The sequence below is a fragment of the Candidatus Chlorohelix sp. genome (assembly GCF_037138995.1).
In the GTDB taxonomy this organism is placed as follows: domain Bacteria; phylum Chloroflexota; class Chloroflexia; order Chloroheliales; family Chloroheliaceae; genus Chlorohelix.
In genome coordinates this window covers 1-20,729 of the sequence record NZ_JBAXHI010000054.1, presented here as the reverse complement: position 1 = coordinate 20,729, position 20,729 = coordinate 1, and the positions used below count along the sequence as shown (strand labels likewise).

Here is a 20,729-nt window from a genome sequence, read left to right as displayed (position 1 = left end):
AATTGGAATGTAGGAGCGTGCTTCGGAAAAAGAATGGGTGTTATGATTTAACCTTTGAAAGGCTTTCAAGCCCCTTAAAAGGCTTCCTAGCGTGAGCATTTTCACCCAAAATTCCCTCGTACTGCCCCTATTTTCGCAAACCTATTTTCTGCATGGCTTGAGCGTGAGGTTTGCGAAAATCTTTTGAACTCAAAACGGATGATTTTCTCGAAATTATCCGAACCATTACCTAGTTTTCGCCAATTTTGGAGGGGGTTTGCGAAACACCCCCTCTAAATGGCTTCTGGGAGCTATTCTAACACAGATTTGTTTGATTTACCACACATCTGGGCAGAAATTGCGGAATTCGCAGTCAGTACAACGCCCGTGCGCTAGGGTGGCTTCGGGCATATTTTCGCGCTCCACCATATGGCGTATCCGCTCAAGATTAAGTAGAACCGCGCTCTTGTGGTGCTGCTCCAAAATTACCTCGATTGATTGCCGCGCCGGAATAAAGTGAATGAAAGACCGACTGACCGAAACACCCCTTTGCTCCTCAATTAACAAGGCATACGCCGCTAACTGTGCCTTGTGATTTGCGCCAACTTCGGCTGAAGAAGAGTTTTTAAACTCCACCGGAATTGCTTCTTTGGAAGTTATAATCAGCATGTCCAGCAAACCACTAAGCCCCAATTTTTCCGAGCGTAAACGCACATCAAAATGACGCTCCCCTTCCTGCAAACCATAGCTGTGTAAAGAACGCCGCTCCTCCAGTTCGGCTACCTGTTCGTGCAACAAACTCCCTTCCTCCATCTTATAGGTGGTAGGACGACGGCGAGATAAACCCAAGCAATAGGAAAAATAGACAATACGCTGACAATATTCAAACTGTCGTAAATCGCTAACTGTGATTGTGAATTTCATATGTTATTCTCCGATAGTAATGGCGGGTTAGTTGGCTCCACAAGTAAGACAGGCTTAGTTTCTGCCCCCTTACTGATATATTTACGAGAACGTGCCAAATCTTGCTGATTTAACACGAATAACATCAGATTCCCCTCTTCCTCTGCCAGCCTGCGGCGACACTTTAACCACAATTCTTCCTGCTTATTGGCAGTAATATCGCCCAGAAAAGCAGAATATTGGATGCGTTTCAGACCGTAATCTTGGCAAATCTGAGCAATTTTGCCTCTGATGCGGTCAGAAGTGATGTCATACAAAAAGAGAGTTATCATAATTACCACCTACATTCAAAAGGAGTATAGGGATGGCCCAAATCACCTCTAACATAGGTTGCTAAGTGACGCGCCTGATTGAATAAAATATACTGGAGAGTTTGTTTTTTACTCTCATATGACTCCCGTCCCTCAGATAACCGTTCCAGTATCTTTTTTGCTAATAAACGGCGAGTATCGGGTAACAGCAATCCGGCTTCATCTTGTTGCAAGCTCGTTTTCAGGTTTAGTAAAGCAAAAACTACCCTATCCACTACGGGCTGACGAAATTCCTCTATCAAATCAAAAACTAGACTGGGCTTGCCGGGGCGATCAGTGTGAGTAAAGCCTCCGTATGGATCGAGACCTGCCAACAGTAGGGCATTCTCTATACGTGAATAAAGGATGCCATAACCATAGTTGAGCAGACTGTTTACCAAATCGGTAGCCCCCTGCCCCTCACGGCTATCCCAACCGGCTTCCACTAGCAACAACCGTCGCGCCTTTTCCCAATAAAGTACCGCTGCACGTCCTTCTAGGGAAAGTACCTGCTCCCGAATAGAGTCGATATTGGTAGCAGTTAGCCGTTTTAACTCATCGGAAAGCGCCTCCATATCTGCCGCTGTCTGTTTGAGTTCATCAACCAACAATGGGTCTTTACCCGCCCGATTCTTGGACATGTAGCGCAACAGATTAATTTGGTTATGGATTTTTCCGGATGCAAAGGCTTTAGCCAGAGTAACCCCCCGCTCATCGGAATAGGCTTTTAGCTGTTCGCGACGGGTTTTGACGGTGCCAGTAAGTTGGGAGGAATAAAGACCGGCTAAGGACTTGCCGCTGAAATCGAGGAAGTGGATCGGAATACCGCGTTTGGCGCATTCTTCCACCACATCGCTACTGAGGCTGACTCCTTGCCCGGAGATAAAAACCGCTTGCAGAGTAGAAAGCGAGGCTTCTTGTGGAGACTGTCCTTTGCGCGTAACAATCAGACGCTCGCTGTGTTTGCTGATAAAAGTTCCCCAACCATCTACTAAAAGCTCGGTAACAGGCTTGATTTTTTCCAGCAATTCATCATCGAGAAACGAGTCAACAGTAACTTTGGAGATAATATGATTTGTAGCCATAGTATGTCACACTCCTTTTGCAAAAATAAAAATCCGGCGTTACATGAATCATGTTCCCGCCGGAAAGCAAAAGTTCGACAAAAATATAGAAATTAGTTTATTTAGAATCTTTTTGAGCGAGCATTATTCCTTAAAGCTTGCAAATTTAATATCTCAGCTAATTTGAAATCGGTTATTACTGAATCCAAATCAGGCTTCAGAATTGCTATAGAAGGGAAATAGCCAAGTATTCCATGAAATACTGTAAGTAAATATGCGGCAAGAGGGGAGAAACCGGGTAGAATAATTAACACAGATTGCTGCTGGAGACTTTGCAAAGAAATACCCAAATTCTCCAGCACGACATCAACTTGCGCTGCCATAGGCTTTTCGAGGTCAAGATGAACCGGCACAGCAAGCATTGACTCAATCTCTTGACCGATAACTTTTTCTATCTGCTCCTTCTGAGAAGCAGATATAGGATGCGAAAAATTAATTAGTAGCATAACACTTTATTTTGTTCTCTGAAATTGACCATAACCGGCGGCTGTCTTTGCGCCTGCCCCCAACTCTTCCAAAGCATTGCACAGTAAGTCAATGCCCTGTTCAGAATCGCCCGGTTTTGCCACTGCCGTAGCGGCAACTCCAAAAAGAAAGCGGCTGTTTTTGGCAACGGTAAGGAAGTTAACCGGAACCGGGTTTTGGTCATCGGTAGGTAATTTCTTTTTCCCGGAATAATAATCAGGAAAATGGGGATTGAGAATATCAAGCTCAAGCTCTGGAAGCCCATCCGGAATGGCATCGAAGAAAATCAAGCTGCCTTCGCTTTTCTGGTCACCAAACAAGCGCAAAAGCTCAGCCGGATTATCCTTGAGAGCGACCATTTCGGCATAAGCTCTGGCTAAACCCTTCAAACTCTGTCCGGGTATAAAGGGGAAGCCCAACGAATGCTGGAGGGCGATAGTGCCATTTTCAATAACGCTGGTACGCCCTAAGTGAACCGCTAATCTCCAAACGGTTTTCAACACGCGCTGGTTGGCATTGTATCCACTCAACATTGTAGTCCAGCGTTTGTAATAGGCTTGATAAGCCGCTTTATATTCACCGTCTCTTGCTCCTAACATAGAACGATAGTGGTCAATAAAAACTGATTTCAGCCAATTCTTATCCACCTCACGCTTTCCTCTATTATTGGTAGCCCAGCCAACATATTTATCCAGAACAAGGGCAGGATTTGCGCTGCTCGGAGGCTTTTTAGCAGTGTCCTGTAACTTTTCCAGTACCAAATATTCGGTTACTGGCGGGTTAGGTCGATAAGACATAAGTTAATTACCCTCCCCATCGCCTTCAATTTGAGATTCGGCAAAACGGCGCAGCCATTGCAAATAAGCCAGCGTCTCGTTAGTAGCCAACCTGAGCAAATTAGAGTCTCCATTGCGAAGACGTTCGCTCAAATTCGGCGACCCTAGCTTCAAAGAATTGTTTACCCAACGAGAGATGTGCTTGTCTAGGTAGCGGTGATGTGGTTTGTCCTTTGCCTCATAAAAAGCCAGCGTTTGCATCAGCCCATTGGTAATAATCATTGCGGGTGCGCTTTTCACCAGACCCTTATACTCTTTATTCTGCCCGACTTCTTTTACATCATCCCACGCTTTTGCAGCACGCTCCTGCTCCAAAGTTTTGATAGCGCTTGGCATATATTTTCTCCTAATCTACCACTTGTATTGTTTTGCTAAAAGGTCTGCAATTTGTTTGGTTTCAGCAGGATTACGTCCTGTAGTGCGAATAACCATACCTAACCCTTTGTCCGTTTTAGGTAGCACGATTTCAACCAGACCATTCTCAAAATTTTGATTTGGTCTAATTCGATTAATTTCACCGGGATGAAAGGGTATTGAATTGACAATCTCACAAACAAACGGGCTTAATATCAGCCGCCTTGCCAATGCTACTATTGGCGGTTTATCCTCGCCATCTTTAAAAGCCAATCTTTTCTCTTCTGGCTTTTCTTTGCATTTTGGCAAATCTTCAGGATAATCCTGAACGAAACGTTGGTAAAGCAACTCACCAAAAGCGGACAGCATTAACTCACCATCAGACTCAATAATAATAGCAGGGATATATTCATCCCGACGCTGTTCGAGGTATTTGGGAAAAGTATCAGCAGGTAGTAATCCATCGGCAAAAAGTTTCTTTAGAAACTCTTCTGCGCTTAACAATAGCTCTTCATCGTATTTTATCGGTAAGGCAGGGAGTGTTATTAGCTCGTTGCTATTTTCAAAAATATATATAATCTTGAAGTTGTAAAGCATACCCAAGATAGTGAGGTAGGGTACTACTACTTTATAACCCCCTGTAATGTTGAGAATAATATTTTTGTTATATTCTCCCCCTTTAGCCTTAATAAGACCGATAACAACTTCGTATAGGTTTCTAATACCTTTCTTGTTCATTCTCTCGAAGTTTTGGACTTGTAAATCAGAGATTCTTCTAACATCCACAGAACATCCGACCCACTTATCCAATTCCAATATTTCCTTGAGCATTTCGGCGCAGACCTGCCCTAGCTTATTATCGCTATGTAACAAAACAACCTCGTCTGAAGCCGCTATCTCGGCGGAAAGTAGGCTTTTTATTTCGGCGGAAAGCGCAAGCTTTTTATCGCGGGTATCGGCATTTTTGATAGCTTTGCGAATGGACTCTTTCACCTTGTTTGCGGCAGGCGGGTTGGCATCCACCGATGCATTATCCAAATCTTGCACATAGCCGGAATCAACCCCATCGTTTTCCACCAGCGAAGTGCCTACCGTACAGATAAATGTTCTCATCAAGTTCTCCTGCTAAACTTATAAGTACCGGACTTTGCAAAAGCCTTTTCCGGTAGTTTCATCACCGCCTATTTGGATGCGTTCGATTTTCAGGTCTTTGAACTGTTGCAAAACCTCCGAACCTTTAGCGCCTTGATTACGACTCTGCGCGAAAGCAACCGAATAGAAAAGAGTTTCAGCAGGCAAAAATTCCTGATACCATAACGCCCCATTTTTCACCGTTTTGGTTTTCGCATCAAGAGCGGTACGGGCTACAACTTCGGTGGCAGTCGTCACAAAATCCCGAAAATCATCATCGTGTAAAACTATCAGGCTTTTTTGTAGTTTGCTGCGCCACCAAACGAAATCGTCAGTAGCAGGCAGGGCATTTTTCGCCAACCACGCTGCCACTTTAGATGCCCACTCAGAGGTTTCAGGCGTAAATAGATACTCCTCTAAAGCCACCTGTTGCGAATTACCTTGTATCACCAAATCAGAGGTATTTGTAACCAGCGTTTTGCCTTGAACTACATCCGGTATATCTTTCCAATCCACTGCTACTTGCAAAGCGGAAAGGTCGCGAACCAAACGTGCCAGCACAGCAGAGCAGGTAATCCAAGTAAAAACACCCTTGAGGGAACGCACTGGAAAAAGTAGGAGCTTTGCGTCAGAGAAAGAGAGCAATCCGGCTTGTTCCTGCTGACCAAATAACGATTTAGCGGTTTCATCCTCAGTTTGCGCCCTCAAAACTCCTTTTAACGAAGAGCCTTGAATGGTCGGAAAATTAGTGGTACGCTCTCTCTGCACCGGAAGGTCAACCACGCCAAGACTAGAGCCAGTGCCGGGGTGTAGGGGAGTTTCAGCGTAAATAAAGGCAAGTGTTCCCGCTTCAGACATAATAGATTTCTCCTTTTCCAAGAATTACCAGCTACCCACAAACGCTAGTCCGAAACCTGCGTGGGCTAGTTCGTCAGATATAGTTTGGTTATGAATAATATTAACAATCTCAGTTGCGGCGCCTTCAAGCAACTCAAAATAATACACACTACCGGCAGGCACAGCTTTACGGATAGGCTTAGGTCGTCCAAGAGCCATGTCAAAACCTGAGATGGTTTCGGCACGCCCAACTGCTGCTGCAACAAGACGGACTTTCAAACCTGAAAAACTTCCCTCGCCGCTTGTACGGTCTATCCAGCTAGGAAGCCAACCGCCCTCAAAAATAGCAGGTGTTGCCAGCGCCAATTTAAATTTGTTACCAATAATCTCCGGTGCTTGTGGCGCAATCTCATCAGCTATTTCGGTGAGAAACCCAAAACGACGCTCCCCGCCCAATTGTCTTAAGCCTTGAGTAGCCAGATTAATGCCGTTCAAGCCCTCAATATCTACGGCAAGCCCATAGCCATCTACAAAACGATTGCCTTGCAAGGTGTAAAATTGACCCGATTGCGTAACGCCTTCTTTACCGACAGCGATGCCTATGCGGCTTTCGGACTCTATCATGGCATCTATAGTATTTATTCGAGCAATACTACGCCCTTCCAAATAGGCTTCCAAAGCTACTTTGGATAAAAAGCCGCCGGTAACTTCATCATCCGCTAACTCTCCAGTAGGAAGAAGCGGCGATAAGTTGAGACCCCGCCAGTTAGCCAAATAATTATCTAGTTTTTTTGGCTGTAAAGACCGGAAGAAGGGTTTATCGCTGCTTGCCTTAGTAGCTTTATATTTGACAAGGTCTAACGGTTGTGGAAAGTAAGATTCCACCCCGGCGGGCTTTTGGTTAGCAAAAAAGGGTCCTTTAATCTGTAAAGTACCGGACTCGCTTTTGGTGCCTGTTACCCGAATGACCGGATCGGAAATGTCGGCGAGCTTTCCAAGTCGCCCAAATTTATCCAAAGCTATATCATTATCCTGCAATAGCCATGTCCTTATAGCCCCATATAAAACCGAAGGTGGTGGTAGTTCTCTGGACTTGCCGCCGTAATTCTCCCCAGCTGCGAAGGGTTTATTATCGCGAAAAAAAAGAAAATCCGAAGGTTGGAAAAAAAGCTTCATTCCTCTGCTCCTCCCCTTGCCAGAAAGGTTGCAACTAAAAGCAAGTTGCAAAAATTCCCAAAATCACCCTGCAATAACCTGACGGCGAGTTTATCTCTTAACTTGTCAAGTTCCGAGACCTCACAATGTCGTTTAAACAAACGGATAAATTCACTTTTTAATATCTCAGTTGAGCCGATAACACTTTCCCCCTTATCTTCATACAGTCGTACCGTTTCTCGGTATAGGTTATGCGGCAAACGTGGCGAAACTGCACCCAGTCTCAATTGCTGGATAAACTCGTTCAGCGTTTCAAAAGCCTCGAATAGCTCGCCGTTTTCTTGAACCTCTACCGTCCAGTTACAGCCCGCCGATAGTTCTTCACCGGATCGCTTCAGAACAGAAAGAGTTAACGCGCCTCTCCCAAAACGTTCTTTAGAAGTTTCTTCTGCTAGTCGGGCTGCTTGTAACGCAGTTTGTAGCGGTTGCTTGTGATGGGCAATTGCGGCGCCCATACTTATAGTGGTTTCATCTAACGGAAAGGCTTCTTTTAATTTCTGAGCGCAGGTTAAAATGGTAGCTACTGGCAGAAGAAGTAAAGCATCGTCTCCACCACTGTACACCACAATACCGTTAAAATCTGCCGCAATTTTGGTGATGTCTTGAGTATACTTTAAGAGCAGTTGGCTAATAACTTCTGGTTTTCTGGGAGGCTTACCCGAAACAACCTCCTCACCACTCAGGATTTTGCCCATGTTGTCGCCATCTAGCTTCAATATCCCATAGTAGCGGGATGGGGAAGCCACGCTTGAGTCAATTTTCGCGATTTCAGCAAAGAAAGCCTTCAAAAGAGGACGGGCATGCCTAGCTGAATCGCGGGCTAAAGGCGACCATCGAGCTAAATTACCGGACGATTCATCCAAACTTTCAGGATAAAAGTACATGCCGTCTATTTTTTCAAATGTGTTGTATTGTCCCGGCTCATTTATCTCTTTTAAGAAAGGCTGTAGTGCCGCAATAAAACGGTTCTTTGCCTCATTAACCACAGAGTTTGCATAGGCAATTTTTGAAACAGCCTGTTTCCACGCAATTGTTGCTATGTCGGAAGTGGATGGTAACGAGAAGTTTTCTACTGAAAGGTCTAAATATCTGAAATAGCAATCCCAAGCAAATCTTTTGTTCAAATTAATCGCGGAAAGGCGTTCATTTTCTGCCACTCGCGCAATTGTCCCTTGCTTTGCAAGCCAATCTCCGAGTTTATTCCAAAATTCAGCTGTAGCAGCACGGCTGGAATTTACAGGACCCATCTGCTCATAAAAACCATCCAGCGTATCTTTTTCGCGGGCATCCCCCTGATAAGACTCAAAATCACGCAACTTCTTACGCCCGTCCAGCATTAAATTAAGTTCCGCAAAGGTTTTATAATCAATTGCAACTTCGTTTAGGTTTTGAGCGGACGGCAACGAGATACATACCCAATATATTTCCAGCAGATTCTCAATTTGGGCATCCCAACCAGTCCAAACATTTTTATCAGGATAATTACCCAACATTTCCTTTACACTGTTAGCAATATCTTTCCAACCTTGCCGAACACTATTTTCCGCAAGATTCCCCAACTCTTCGGCTCGGTTAAAATCCACCCTTACAATAAATTTATTAGGGAAAGAAGCAGAAAGCCCCAAACCGGATGAGCTTGTTTGAGCAGGATACACAGGCTTAGCCCCAGCTTCCAAAGAAACCGAATGAGCTTTTTGTGCCAGAAATGAGAGAACATAACTTCCAGCCCATAAATCCCGGATGGTGCGTGCGCCTGCAATAAAATCCTGCACCGGTCCAATCGAAACCAGCAAGAGCGCTTGTTGTGTCATAGTTCTACCTCGATGAATTTATGACCCTTTTCTTCCAAATAATTAATCAGCTTATTTTTATTCTTCTCAAACTCACCGTTAAATAAAACGGTCTGTATCAGAGCCATCCCTTCCTGAAGAGGCACAAGGTGAAGATGTAACGGTGACGCAAATCTGCCATTACGCCTTTCTTCACCAGTCGCGGGAATCATATAAGGCAAACCAAATATTGGATTTTTATAGGGTCTTAATTGCTCCATAAGTTTACGGCGGGCTTCTTCTTCACTCTTTGCTTCCAACTTTCTGACATAAACCCGCGCACATTCATAATCTAGAATTGGGAAATCTTCAAATTCCCTTAGATTTCTGACTTGCCCGCCTTTGGAGATTACTTTTATTGCCGCGTCCAAACCAGTTTGGAGGCACTCTCTTATCGCTGTAATCTCAGGGAATTTTGGCGGGGTATTGGGCATTCCTTGTATTACAGGCGCAACCGAAACAAGCTGTAAACTTCCCGCCCCACGCCTAGCTCTTTGACCAAAACCGCCCAGATTGAGCGCCACCCACAATGCCCAAGCAGCTGCGTCTGGCTCAGGGCTGCCCGGTGGATAACTTTGCAAAGTAATATCAAAAGTATTTCCGGCTATTATGGATTGGCTTGGCGACCTTCTATTTCTCTCCGCTTTATGGGGCAATAAATCTCTTGATTCAAATCTTATGGAATTATTTTCAACAATCCGTACAGTTAGCTTTGAACCTGTATCAGTAGTGCCAAATATTTCAGCTTCTTTCTTCCTTAACTCATCAGGTTCAAAGTAAGCGCCCGCAATAGCTCTATACCAGTAGCGCATCACCCCTTTGATTGAAGGCGGTCTTAATTCCGCTTCCTTATTTGCACCATGCATAAACAGGGCTGAAGTTGTTTTTACTGTAAATTTATACATAACTCTCCTTTTTATGGTAATAATATTCAGCTTTGCGACAACTCTTTTGCAATTAGCGAATACCACCCGTTCCCCTTAGTCGCATCCTTGCCGACATGGGTAAGTTGCCCCCAAAGTAGAAGTGGTATTAGCTTACCAGCCCGCCCAAGATAGGTTACTTCTCCCATAAAGCCGGACAGAGATAAATCTTGCTGCTGCCGATTACTGTAACTACGCACTTCACCCCAGTAAGTTCTATCTTCCACCAAAGTCATTTCCGAAGCTTCTCGCAACAAAGAGTCATAATCCAGCACAAGCTCATGCTTGCCGTATTCAGACGACAAACTGCTCAGCCGCTCTACCAAACGCTGTGTCAGAATCGGCAAATCGGGTCGAGAGAGCGGTTTACCCTCCTTTATCAATCGGGTAGGCGTGAGGAAATTAAAGCGAAGCTTGTACACTTGATCAGCCCCGTTGCTTTTCGTTATTGCCAAAACTTCAGAATGGGTAGTAGGCTTATTGGGCGCTTCAATCGCGCGGTTGCCAATCTTGAATAGGATTTGCTCCTCACCGCTCAAAGGATTCAACGCCGCTATATTGCGTAACCGTAGCGAACCGCGTCGCCAGCGTCCGGGAGAAGATTCGTACTTTACTCCAAGCCCTTCGCGCTCCATTTGCTGTAGCCCCACCACCAGATAGGGCAGGAATTTCACCGAACGGGCGAAAAGAGTCAAGCCGAAATTGAAGGTATCGCCCACCTCATAGATATTTTTAGCTTCGAGTGGCGGGTTAATCACAAATGGGCGTGGTACATCCCCGCCACGTTTGCCGTCATCATCCACAGTAGCCAGCAGAAAAGAAACCGGGCAAGCCTCCACCAACGGGCAAGGGCGGCAGGAAGTCAATTCCAGACAACTGCATCCCACCTTGCGGATAGCGTGGAATAACGCCCCACGCAGCGCCGCCCCCTTATGCTGGTTCAACACCACCCGCTCTGCCACCTCGAATCGGAACTCGAACACCTGAGCCGAAAATTCTGTTGGGGCTGCTACCTCACTAACCATTGACTCTTACTCCCTTATTCCATAAAGTTGTAAGCCAGTGTCAAAATCATACGCTAAATCAGCTACATAAACTTGGGTACTGTCATCCTTTTGAATTTTGTCGCGCTGACTCCGAAATTGTTTCCAGCTAATCGGTACTAACAAACGGCTGGCAGCCAACGCTGACTCTGTTTCCAACAAGTGCTTATACTCAACCTCTTTGGAAATAGGCAATACTTCTGTGCCGTCAAAAAGCTCATCGAAAGATTTTTCAAGGTCATCATCTGAATCGAAAGCACGCAAAGTATTCAAACAAGCCTCCCGGAAACTCTTCTCTGCCGCTAGTACCTCTTTAGTGAAATGCGCTTTCAAATCATCCCCGTAAATCTCATCTAACCACTGTGACAAAAGCCGCTCATCAATCTCCTTGTCGCTTTCACGCTCAATAAGGTCACTGGTTTTTTTCAGAAGGTCTGAGTCATAAATCTTTTCGTTGATTTCATCGTTTTGAGTGTTGCTTAGAACATACACAGGCGCACGCGGCGTACTGGCATTACCCCTCCGATTAACCCGCCCGAAACGTTGCGCCAAAGCCTCAAGGGGGGCTGGTTCGCTTACAATGGTGCTAAAGCTGAGGTCTAGGCTAACCTCTATCACTTGTGTTGCCACTACTATCAGTGGTTCAGGGTTAGTCTTAGCAGCGTTGGTTTTACTTATAATCTCGCGCTCTTTATTTTGGCGGTCTTCTCCGGTAAAACGGCTATGCAGCAACATTACTTTGTCTTTTTGAGGAATATAACCCCTTAGCCGTGTTAAAGTTTCTTGCGCGGATTTCACCGTATTAGCGCACACCAGCACCGACTTCCCCGCCTTGTACTGCTCCACAATAAAATCCAATACTGCCGGACTACCCAATGTGCCTTCTTTGCGATGCAAAATATGGCGGCTAAAATACGCGAACAGTTCATCAGGTGGTTGCACCAAATTTTCGGCAGCCTTAATTTCAAGCTTCTCTATGAGCAAGTCCTTTAACCATGAAGGCATTGTTGCCGTCATCGCGCAAACCTCCACCTGCCAATACTTTTTCAAGTAAGCCAGCAAACCAATAAACATGCCTAATCGCTGAGGGTCATAAGCATGAATTTCATCAATAATTAGCCTTGCCCCTGCAATAGCAGTGAAAAGCATCTCGTAACCCGGCAAGCGATAAGCTGCTTTCAAAAGTTGATAGGGCGTAGCTACCCAGACGCTAGGTTGATACAAACCTGCCATTGCCTTCGCCCGCTTCGCCCCCTTTGCGGCTTCTTGGGGGTTACTGCCCATACTGGTCAATTGCTTGTACAATACCTGACTGCTGCGCCCGTGCATTAAGGCAATATCTTCTGGTAGTATATCTTTGCCATAAAGGGTGTTGGCGAGTCGTTTTTGCATTGCGTTCATGCTGGCTTGATAAGGCAGAATGTAAATCAGGCATGGGTGCAAATCGGTAATTTCTTGCTGCTTATGCGCCCACATCAAAGCCGCTTCTGTCTTGCCACTCCCGGTAGGCGCAGCTATAATAATTGAGCCGTGAGCCTTTGCTGCCGCATTCTGATGCGGATGCCCGTTTTGCCCATTCAAGATAACGGCGGCGAGCGGCAAATCCGCTGGAACGATTTTCTCCGCCCCGCTACTTGCCAACCGATCCGACAACAAGACCATCCCGCGCAAAGCGATTGCCTGCCGATTAAGCAGGGACGCTCCTTTGCGTTTTCTCAAATCCTGTTTTATATCCAATACTAAATCTTGATACATGCAAAGAGCCTCAAAAATTACTTCTGGCGCTTCTTGCACAAACCGAGAGTTATCAAGTATATCGGGAATATTGCTGTCATATGCCACTCCTAATGTGGTCAAAGAGTATTTCTGGATAAATTCAGGGACGCGAGTTTGCAAAATGTTCGCCATATCTGTTAAATCGGTTTGACTTACCCCATTACCATGCTCGCCCTCAACCATACGCTGCAAACTACTCAATGTTTTAGGTTTATCATTCACTCCCACAGGGTAGTAAGATCCAAAAATAGTTCTCCCGGTGGGTGTGTCTATCCCGGCATTTTTATGATGTGCCGCAATTCCCGCTACTATCCAAGCATAATCTTCGCTATCCGGCTTACACACCCAGCTTAAAAATGCCAGCGATAAAATTTCGTGACGATGCCCCCACAAAACCTCATTTCGCAATTGAGCTTGAAATCCTGCGGCTACCTTCCCAAAATCGTGCAAAAAACAAGCCCAAAACACCCGCTGCCAGAAGCAAGGCTCTTCTACTATATTTGCCAGCATAGGCGTACGCCCATATAACTCCATAAATTTATGGATAAGCTGGCATGTATGGTTATCCAGAGATTCACCTCTGGTATTTGTACCCCAAGGTGATTTAGCCCAAATATTATCGGCAATATTAACCATAAAGAGGCATTCCCTATCCCATAAAACTATGGAATGTTACGATGCGGGACTGATTCTTTTTGACCAATCCAGCATCCGGGTCAACCAAAAATGAAATATCACCTGACCACACTTTTTGACTACTGCGTTTGTCATTTGGAGCGTCGCTGGTGAATACAGGCTTTTCAATCACCAGATACATTTCCCAATCTACTTCTTGTCGGTTTTCGGGATTAATGAAGCGAGGCATCTGCATCAAACTCCCGGCATTGGTACGTTCTTTGCGGAAGCTATTGGATAGCAAAGTTCCCTCAAAATAACCGCTCACACTCTCAACCAAATCTATCTGTGTGACCCCTGTATAAGTAGCCAAATCTTGGGAACGTCCCAACACTACCGCATATCGCGGTTGCCTGAATCGCGCCTCATAAAAATCCAGATTATCGCTCTTGATATACAGAGTTAGTTTTGGAAAGAGCAAAACCTCACGGTTAGAGGGATTGATACTCCCCTCCAAATTCTTGATATAACCCCACTTCTTATCTATTTTGCCAGTAGAAACGCTTACAATATGCTGCGTTTCCAAATCGTCGCTACGCCCTGCATAAGTAAAACAATAGCCAAATTGCAATTCGGCAGGATCAGGAAATTCACCAAGAGCGCTGGCAATATGCCCGTAAATAGTAGCAGGGGGAGGGAGCGGCATACTAGGCTGCCGCCCCACCAAAAAATGCGGGTAGCGGAAGGAAGTAGTAGTTCCTTCCAGTTCCACCTTTAATACCCTCATATAAAACCTCTTTCCTACTCTAGCCAGTTATTGCCAGGTTGTTTAAATTCATTTGCAATTTTCTGCAAAATCTGGCGTGGATGCCCTATCTCAAAGCCTTTGGGCAATTTCGCTACAACCTCGTCGCCTAATATTTTTACCAGAGCCTCGCGCTGGTCATCGCAAAAACCCTCTACCCAACCCACATATAACGGCGACTCGATTTGGTCGCGCCATGCATCAATTGTCTGTGCCAAAGCTTTTTGATGTACCATCGGCAAGCCATTTTTATCCGCCGTGATAACATATTGCAACGGATTATTGCCGCCCTTCGTCACCATTGCCAGTACAATAGCAGGTGTTATATCGGTGTAATGCAGCGTTTGTTTTGCCCCACCAGATATGATTGCCAGCCCTTCCAGCAAAGCCGCTACCCGATTGCGCCGCGCTGCATCATCAAGCCGATAGCTCTTTTCTTCCGCTAGATGCTGTAAACCTCTCTGCTTCGCTAACTCGATTCTTACTTCATCCAGATTAAGGTAGCCGGTGCGATCTATATGGCTGAAAGTACCAACCGCGAATAAATCTAGCGAAAACAGCCCTTTCAATACTGCGTGGTAAAACTGATGCTCGTGCGGTACAGGGTTGCCTTCTTGCCGCGCCATCACTCCAAAATCTTGTGTCAGACCAGGATTAGGCGCAATCGACATAAAAGTGCTAACTCGAAGCGGTGACACACGTGTAATGGTAGTTTCTGTTTTGGTTAATTTGCTCACCAACGCTTCCCGACTGGCTTTAGCTTCTTTGCTTTTGCCTTGCGCCCGCATATAGCCAAACAAATCATCATCCCAATAATCTAAGGGATTGCCGTCTGTATAGGCGATTTTGCCTTCGCGGTCAATTGGGGAGGTTTGCCAACCATAAGGCTTTTGCTGCTCCAAGGTGCTACGCAACCAAGCCCGAAAAGCCTGTGCGCTAACATAGGGAAATTTTCCCTCTTTAGTTTGTATTGCTTTTACCGCGATTGCATTATCATTGCCGGAAGATGTGTCCGCTCCTGAATTATTAAGCGCTGCTGCTGGAGCATTCAGAAATATTACGCCAGTTAAAAAAGACATAGCCGCTATTCTCCTTACTTGTAAAATGTGGGTTAGTTTCTTGCCTCAGCCATTTCTTGAGTCTCTTCAATTTCGTCCGCCGCAGAAAAAATAGCGTCTGGGTGCTTATTGTAGAAATCGTACTTTTCATGTAGGACTTCCATCAGACGAATCACGAGTAAATCCCAAGCCACACCCCAGTCAACGTATTCGTTATCCTCGTTAATCTCAAAAACCGACAAAAATTGATCCAGCTTCAAAATCGGTTTGGGTTCTTGTTTCTTCTCGGTTTCACGTCGGTTAATTTGAATTAAGAAACGTCGAATTTCACCCCAATTGCGTTTCACTTGCAGAAACCGCTTGTAACGCGGCGCGTCATCATTAACTATTACTGCTAAAGCTTCGGCTAACTCCTTGATATTTTCTATTCGCTCGTTTTGCACTTCCAATACCTCCTCTAAAAACAATTCGGTTAAATTCCAGATAGCCTTAATTTGTTCATTGCCAAATAGCTTGCGCTTATCCTCCCATTGCGGCGATTTCTCCGCCAATGCCCGTTGTGTCCCCAGAAAATAACTACGGATGAACCTAGCAGTGCCTTCCGGCAAATTAAATAAATCGGTGAAAAAACGATTGAATAAGCCCATGCGCTGAGTCTGGTCAGGTTCATAATCCTCCGGCACAATCGCATCGCCTTTTTTGGCTTTGGGCAAGAGCCATCCCCGCCGCCTAATCTCATTCCAACCGTGTATATATTCAGGTCTTTGCGCGTTTTGAATAAAAGCTAAAATAGACGTGGGCAAAGCAATAATCTCAAGTGAAGGACCTTGCCCACTATTATTAAACAAATAAAGTCTTGCGCCACCTTCGTAACGCGCCACACCACCTTTGATCTGATTTCTGGTAGACTCTATATTCTGGAGAGTATTAATTAATGTGGTTTTGGGCGCTGCCAAATCGTGAGCTTCTTTACCCTGCTTGCTCAAATCAATCCGCTTGCGAATTATGTCAACCCAATTCCAGATTACTTCCCGTCGCAGGTTAGGGTCATCCGCTTCAAGTACCAGCAACTTTCCTTGCGAACGCAATGCCCCGAAAATAACCGCCTGAATTGCCGTCAGAGCTTGTCCGCTTACTGGAATACCTGATTGCCCATGCGGGTAGAAATTAATTCCACCTCGACCCATCAACATCGGGAAAGCATCCCGCGCTACAACTATTGAAGAGGGGCTTTTAAAAAAAGCACACATGGGTAATTCAGGGTTTGGAGTCTCTTTAAAAGCCAAAAGATATTTTTTAACATTATCCAACTGCTGCTCTCTAGTCCAACTTGTGTTCAAGAAATTAATGCCGAATGCCTGCATCACTGACTTGAACGGTTCAGGCTTGTTTAAGTATAGTGGCGCAACTTCTTCAGCAAATTCGGTCACTTGCTCTATTGTAAGTTCTTCCGGCGTAGCCGCCCCACACTTAATACATAAAGTCTCCACCCCAAAATCTATAAACGGGTGTCCTGTCCAGTGAAATCCGGCGTTATCACTTGGGTTCATTCTCTCTCCTCACTAGCCTGTAATAGTTTTCATGAAAATCAGCTACTTGCTCGGTTTAATTCCTGACAGACAAGGGAGCAACCGAAATCGTACTCCTTATATATCTATTCCCACCATCTCGACAAAGTTCGACACGAATTTCAACGGGTATTTTGTGACATAGCCCGTTATAGGTTAACGCCGCAAACAGACAGGTAATGTATAGAATAGGCAACCCAAAATAAGCCCAAAACTTCCACCGTTTCTGCTTACCTCTATGGCTAAACCGAGATTCCTTGACCGGTTTGATGCCCCTCTATTAAAATTCCATTTCACTCACTAATGTAACGCCGTTTTGGGGATTTGTGTCCCACACCCAGTACATGCCGCTTCAAACACTGGCAGCAAGTTATGTATATAATTTACCACCATAAAGCTTTAAAGTAAACCACTACGCCCTACCTTTTTGCTAAACTATACACATGTGGGGGGTAGGGGCATTTAACATACGTGCCATAAGCCACCTGATAATGGTTACTGCTGGCAAACGCTTTTTATTGGGGAAGAAGGTTCAAATATTAGTCAGTTTCGTTGGGAAAATAGCAAAACACCCTCGCCAAAAGCAGGGATAGATACTATGTTACAGCTTCTCAGGGTCTATTCCCAACTCCCGTAGCTTTGCCCACGCCGCCTCTTTCTCCTTGGTTACGATAAACCATTTCTTGGCACGATAGTACCACCACAACATCTCTATCAAGTAGTGGATTAGCTCCGATTGAAAAGTGCTTTCGCTTACTAAGTCCTCTTGAGTGGGGTGCGTATCATAGTAGTATTCCAGCTTTGGAGGGCTAATATCTTGTTTGCGTAGAGCCATATCCTTGTACCTCTCAGTTCGATTTCACCCATTACTACGGCAATCTCATGTTAGCGCACCTCGTCAAAGGGCGACAATCTCAGGTCGGGTTGGTCAGTTGCCATTCCCTCTCTCATCTTCTATGCTCGTGATGTTACGGAAAAGCCCTGCGCGAGTTGCGTCAATACCACACCACCGCCTGCTTGACTCTCGCTAGATTCTCAGCCGATACCACGCCACCATGCTTGTCTGCTAGGCAAACACACACCAATATGCGGCGTAAGGAAACCAAAAATAATTACGCACACAGATCAAGAGGAGGGCAAGGTAGGGTAACAAATCAGTTAGGCAACTTAGGCAGGCGAACCAGAAACCCTTCCACGATAGCCATTGCTTCCCTAGAAAGCATAACCCCAGTTTGATGCAACTTTTTAATTCTTGGGTTCCATTGTTCAAAACATAACCCCCTTCCTAAAAGGCAGAAAGGGGGTTAAAGCTTTATATTATCAATATTTCGAGTAAAATCTTACCTTAAGAAGCGCAGTGGGTCGTAGGTTTGACCGTAAATGTTTCCCCAACGCACTTCAAAGTGGAGGTGAGGGCCAGTTGAATTGCCGGTACTGCCTTCTAGCCCTAAAAGCTGACCTTTGGCAACTTGCTGCCCCACCCGAACCGAAACCGAGTTGAAGTGACCGTAGAGCGTGTACAAACCGTTGCTATGGGCTATTTCCACCATATTCCCATAACCATCATTCGACCACCCGGCAAATATTACCACTCCGCCATCAGCGGCTACAATCGGGGCATTGACGGATGTTGAGATGTCCAAGCCCTGATGGATGCCGTACCAGATGCGTTGCCCGTAATAGGTGGTGATAAGCCCGCGCATAGGCCACATCATGCTTCCAGTAGTACCTACGGGCGCACCCGGTGGTGGCGCAGAGAGCGCTCCGAAGGGGTTGCGACTAGCGGTTGCGGAGACAGGTTTCGGCGCGGGAGGTATGTACACATAACGGCTCGACTCGCTTGCCTTTGCACCACTGCCGGTATTTGAACGAGGGGCAGTGACAGCAGCAGCCGGAACTTTGCCGTTAGGCACTATCAAATAATCGCCTACGGTAAGCGGCGTATCCTTACTTTGCAGATTATTGAGGGATAACCCCACAATATTCTCCACCGGTACAAAGAAACGCTGGGATATTTTTGTTACATTATCGTTCGCCAATACTCTTACTCGTATCCCGCTAACAGGTAAGATGGTAATCTCTAGACCTGGTGTAACCTCTTGCAGCGGGGCTTCGTCCGGTCCGTTGAAAATGGCAATGGTCTCGCGGGAAATGCCAAATTTATCAGCAATAGCTTGCATTGTTTCGCCATCACGCACCTTGTAAAGTAATAGGCTATCGCGTAATGGCTTGACTCCGCCTGGAACCATAACATCATTACCCGGTTTGAGGGGTTGTTTAATGTCCACTCCAGCTAACTGATTGGGGGCATAGTCTATAATGACTTTGGGGTCAACATTATAACGCGCCGCTATAGAAGCAATTGTATCCACCTCAAAAGAGCTGCGGGTTATTACGTGCCACATTCCAGTAACGGGTGGAATAACCAGTTTCGCGACTGACTTAATTTCCTGATCCGGGTCATCTATTTGGTTGGCATACAGTATAGTATCAAGGCTAATATTGTTGCGAGTGGCGAGGTTGCGCAGGGTATCGCCCGCTTGTACGGTGTACACTTTGACTCGTTTAGTTCCGGCATCAGTAGTACCGAGGCTATTCAGCACGATACCCTTCATATTTCCGGTAACTGTCAAATAGCCGCCGTCCTTCAGTTCGCCACTGACGGGCATACGCGCTTCGGGACTAAGAATCTGTTTTACTGCTCCACTGAAACCGCCGCCAGCTACTACCACCAATGCCAAGCCCATAACTGCGACATGCGCGGCATAACGACGGGCATGGTGGGTCATTTCTTCGGTTGAGGTTGTTCCGAAGTGTTGCGCCGCTGCTTCTGGCGCAAGTCGGTTGAACCAAAAGAAAGTACCGGGGTGTTTTAGAAACTTTCGCATCTCACTAAGTAGGGCGAGATCGAGCTTTATAAGTGGTCGTAAAATCAGTTGGAGAAGCCATAGCAATGATGTGATAGGGGAGAAAAGGATTTTACGAATAGTTCTTAAAGTGGAGTGGTCTGATAATTTGTGGCGCTTGTTAGGCGCAACCCCTGCGATTTCATCCAGCAATTGCCGGGCTTCGATGCGTGGGCTGTTTACAAATTTATGGAAGTGTTCACGATCTTGTTTGTCGGAATTTTCTTCGGGTCTTGGAGCTTCCGCAGTGCTACTACCACCTTTGGAGTCAGATTTGTCATATTGAGACACCGTTAAGAACTAACCTCCTACTAACCCTGCCCTTTTCTCGTGATGCAAATACTTGGACGGTGAAAAGGCAAGGGTACTACACTCTTTACCCGCTAATGCTATCAGTACGGGTATCGGGTTCGAGCAGTTAAGCGTCTGCACGGATGTGAGCAAGCTTTCTGAAGATAGAACCCCACGTCAGTTTTTATGCTAAACGTATGCTTCATTATAGAAATAAAACTGTCACATTGTCAAACCCCTTGTAATTTGGGGTGTGCCTATCTTGGAAGAGGTGAATTTTAATTTTGCCAAACATCTGAGGCTGCTTAACAATAGCAAAAATCTATTATAGCATGCTACCTCTGCATTACTAGGCACTCCCACTATGCAACAGCCCTGTGACATATGGGATTATTCTTTGCCAAAAAAAAATTCTGATGTATAATGCACTATTCTCTTCGCGGTTTTTATCCACTTAGCTGTGCCGAACGCTTAATAATTCGGCAAAAAGCAGGTAATTTTGATAAAAGACCTGCAAATTGTTACTTGTTTATTTTTACTGCAAACTCGGTAATTTACCTTGACTGCCGAGAATGCGAAACAGAAGGAGAGACTATTTCATGCAGAAGCCGAAAAAACTATATGTAGCAATGGCTTTGTTTATGATGGTAACCAGCCTACTGGCAGCTTGCGGTGACAACACTGTTACTCCAGTACCGACTACCACTGCGGCTGCAACCAC

At 45.5% G+C, this 20,729-nt stretch carries 18 protein-coding genes; all 18 read right to left on the bottom strand.

The window, feature by feature from the left end; translation table 11 throughout:
- Window positions 1–315: 315 nt before the first annotated feature.
- On the bottom strand, window positions 316–903 hold the full coding sequence (gene cas4 / locus WCK19_RS16695; protein ID WP_342398539.1) for a CRISPR-associated protein Cas4: 588 nt from the start codon (window positions 901–903) through the stop codon (window positions 316–318).
- Complete coding sequence (cas2, locus tag WCK19_RS16690) at window positions 900–1,214, bottom strand: CRISPR-associated endonuclease Cas2 (protein ID WP_342398538.1); 315 nt, start codon at window positions 1,212–1,214, stop codon at window positions 900–902. The genes cas4 and cas2 overlap by 4 nt, the downstream gene beginning before the upstream one ends.
- 2 nt (window positions 1,215–1,216) lie before the next feature.
- Entirely contained in the window at window positions 1,217–2,317 is a 1,101-nt protein-coding gene (gene cas1, locus WCK19_RS16685; protein ID WP_342398537.1) for a CRISPR-associated endonuclease Cas1, read from the bottom strand.
- A gap of 101 nt (window positions 2,318–2,418) precedes the next feature.
- Entirely contained in the window at window positions 2,419–2,802 is a 384-nt protein-coding gene (gene csx15 / locus WCK19_RS16680) for a CRISPR-associated protein Csx15 (protein WP_342398536.1), read from the bottom strand.
- A gap of 6 nt (window positions 2,803–2,808) precedes the next feature.
- Window positions 2,809–3,618 (bottom strand): type III-B CRISPR module RAMP protein Cmr6, encoded by an 810-nt coding sequence (gene cmr6, locus WCK19_RS16675; RefSeq protein WP_342398535.1) that lies wholly within the window; start codon window positions 3,616–3,618, stop codon window positions 2,809–2,811.
- A gap of 3 nt (window positions 3,619–3,621) precedes the next feature.
- Window positions 3,622–3,993: a type III-B CRISPR module-associated protein Cmr5 gene (gene cmr5 / locus WCK19_RS16670; RefSeq protein ID WP_342398534.1), complete on the bottom strand. Its 372-nt coding sequence runs from the start codon at window positions 3,991–3,993 to the stop codon at window positions 3,622–3,624.
- A gap of 15 nt (window positions 3,994–4,008) precedes the next feature.
- Window positions 4,009–5,124 carry a putative CRISPR-associated protein gene (locus tag WCK19_RS16665; RefSeq protein ID WP_342398533.1) on the bottom strand — a complete coding sequence of 372 codons (1,116 nt, stop codon included), beginning with the start codon at window positions 5,122–5,124 and terminating at the stop codon, window positions 4,009–4,011.
- An 18-nt stretch (window positions 5,125–5,142) separates the two neighbouring features.
- On the bottom strand, window positions 5,143–6,000 hold the full coding sequence (gene cmr4, locus WCK19_RS16660) for a type III-B CRISPR module RAMP protein Cmr4 (RefSeq protein ID WP_342398532.1): 858 nt from the start codon (window positions 5,998–6,000) through the stop codon (window positions 5,143–5,145).
- Between the two features lie 24 nt (window positions 6,001–6,024).
- Window positions 6,025–7,155 (bottom strand): type III-B CRISPR module-associated protein Cmr3, encoded by a 1,131-nt coding sequence (gene cmr3 / locus WCK19_RS16655; RefSeq protein WP_342398531.1) that lies wholly within the window; start codon window positions 7,153–7,155, stop codon window positions 6,025–6,027.
- A complete protein-coding gene (gene cas10 / locus WCK19_RS16650; protein WP_342398530.1) occupies window positions 7,152–9,005 on the bottom strand; it encodes a type III-B CRISPR-associated protein Cas10/Cmr2 in 1,854 nt (617 codons plus the stop codon). The genes cmr3 and cas10 overlap by 4 nt, the downstream gene beginning before the upstream one ends.
- Window positions 9,002–9,928 carry a type III-B CRISPR module RAMP protein Cmr1 gene (gene cmr1, locus WCK19_RS16645; protein ID WP_342398529.1) on the bottom strand — a complete coding sequence of 309 codons (927 nt, stop codon included), beginning with the start codon at window positions 9,926–9,928 and terminating at the stop codon, window positions 9,002–9,004. The genes cas10 and cmr1 overlap by 4 nt, the downstream gene beginning before the upstream one ends.
- Window positions 9,929–9,954: 26 nt before the next feature.
- Complete coding sequence (gene cas6 / locus WCK19_RS16640; protein WP_342398528.1) at window positions 9,955–10,971, bottom strand: CRISPR system precrRNA processing endoribonuclease RAMP protein Cas6; 1,017 nt, start codon at window positions 10,969–10,971, stop codon at window positions 9,955–9,957.
- A 6-nt stretch (window positions 10,972–10,977) separates the two neighbouring features.
- The gene (gene cas3 / locus WCK19_RS16635; protein ID WP_342398527.1) at window positions 10,978–13,401 is read right to left on the bottom strand and encodes a CRISPR-associated helicase Cas3'; all 2,424 of its coding nucleotides are present in this window, start codon (window positions 13,399–13,401) and stop codon (window positions 10,978–10,980) included.
- A 13-nt stretch (window positions 13,402–13,414) separates the two neighbouring features.
- Window positions 13,415–14,167, bottom strand: coding sequence for a CRISPR-associated protein Cas5 (gene cas5, locus WCK19_RS16630; RefSeq protein WP_342398526.1), 753 nt, complete (start codon window positions 14,165–14,167; stop codon window positions 13,415–13,417).
- 14 nt (window positions 14,168–14,181) lie between these two features.
- On the bottom strand, window positions 14,182–15,264 hold the full coding sequence (gene cas7i / locus WCK19_RS16625; protein ID WP_342398525.1) for a type I-B CRISPR-associated protein Cas7/Cst2/DevR: 1,083 nt from the start codon (window positions 15,262–15,264) through the stop codon (window positions 14,182–14,184).
- 32 nt (window positions 15,265–15,296) lie between these two features.
- Window positions 15,297–16,793 (bottom strand): type I-B CRISPR-associated protein Cas8b1/Cst1, encoded by a 1,497-nt coding sequence (cas8a1, locus tag WCK19_RS16620; protein ID WP_342398524.1) that lies wholly within the window; start codon window positions 16,791–16,793, stop codon window positions 15,297–15,299.
- A gap of 619 nt (window positions 16,794–17,412) precedes the next feature.
- Complete coding sequence (locus tag WCK19_RS16615) at window positions 17,413–17,646, bottom strand: hypothetical protein (protein ID WP_342398523.1); 234 nt, start codon at window positions 17,644–17,646, stop codon at window positions 17,413–17,415.
- Window positions 17,647–18,151: 505 nt separating this feature from the next.
- Entirely contained in the window at window positions 18,152–20,008 is a 1,857-nt protein-coding gene (locus WCK19_RS16610; RefSeq protein WP_342398522.1) for a peptidoglycan DD-metalloendopeptidase family protein, read from the bottom strand.
- Between the last annotated feature and the right edge of the window lie 721 nt (window positions 20,009–20,729).

Bases quoted from the DNA above. Each gene is read 5' to 3' on its own strand.
- cmr4 (WP_342398532.1), bottom strand. From the start codon at position 6,000: ATGTCTGAAGCGGGAACACTTGCCTTTATTTACGCTGAAACTCCCCTA.
- cmr3 (WP_342398531.1), bottom strand. From the start codon at position 7,155: ATGAAGCTTTTTTTCCAACCTTCGGATTTTCTTTTTTTTCGCGATAAT.
- WCK19_RS16615 (WP_342398523.1), bottom strand. From the start codon at position 17,646: ATGGCTCTACGCAAACAAGATATTAGCCCTCCAAAGCTGGAATACTAC.
- cmr1 (WP_342398529.1), bottom strand. From the start codon at position 9,928: ATGTATAAATTTACAGTAAAAACAACTTCAGCCCTGTTTATGCATGGT.
- cmr6 (WP_342398535.1), bottom strand. From the start codon at position 3,618: ATGTCTTATCGACCTAACCCGCCAGTAACCGAATATTTGGTACTGGAA.
- cas1 (WP_342398537.1), bottom strand. From the start codon at position 2,317: ATGGCTACAAATCATATTATCTCCAAAGTTACTGTTGACTCGTTTCTC.
- csx15 (WP_342398536.1), bottom strand. From the start codon at position 2,802: ATGCTACTAATTAATTTTTCGCATCCTATATCTGCTTCTCAGAAGGAG.
- cas8a1 (WP_342398524.1), bottom strand. From the start codon at position 16,793: ATGAACCCAAGTGATAACGCCGGATTTCACTGGACAGGACACCCGTTT.
- cas3 (WP_342398527.1), bottom strand. From the start codon at position 13,401: ATGGTTAATATTGCCGATAATATTTGGGCTAAATCACCTTGGGGTACA.
- cmr5 (WP_342398534.1), bottom strand. From the start codon at position 3,993: ATGCCAAGCGCTATCAAAACTTTGGAGCAGGAGCGTGCTGCAAAAGCG.
- cas5 (WP_342398526.1), bottom strand. From the start codon at position 14,167: ATGAGGGTATTAAAGGTGGAACTGGAAGGAACTACTACTTCCTTCCGC.
- cas10 (WP_342398530.1), bottom strand. From the start codon at position 9,005: ATGACACAACAAGCGCTCTTGCTGGTTTCGATTGGACCGGTGCAGGAT.
- WCK19_RS16665 (WP_342398533.1), bottom strand. From the start codon at position 5,124: ATGAGAACATTTATCTGTACGGTAGGCACTTCGCTGGTGGAAAACGAT.
- cas2 (WP_342398538.1), bottom strand. From the start codon at position 1,214: ATGATAACTCTCTTTTTGTATGACATCACTTCTGACCGCATCAGAGGC.
- cas6 (WP_342398528.1), bottom strand. From the start codon at position 10,971: ATGGTTAGTGAGGTAGCAGCCCCAACAGAATTTTCGGCTCAGGTGTTC.
- cas4 (WP_342398539.1), bottom strand. From the start codon at position 903: ATGAAATTCACAATCACAGTTAGCGATTTACGACAGTTTGAATATTGT.
- cas7i (WP_342398525.1), bottom strand. From the start codon at position 15,264: ATGTCTTTTTTAACTGGCGTAATATTTCTGAATGCTCCAGCAGCAGCG.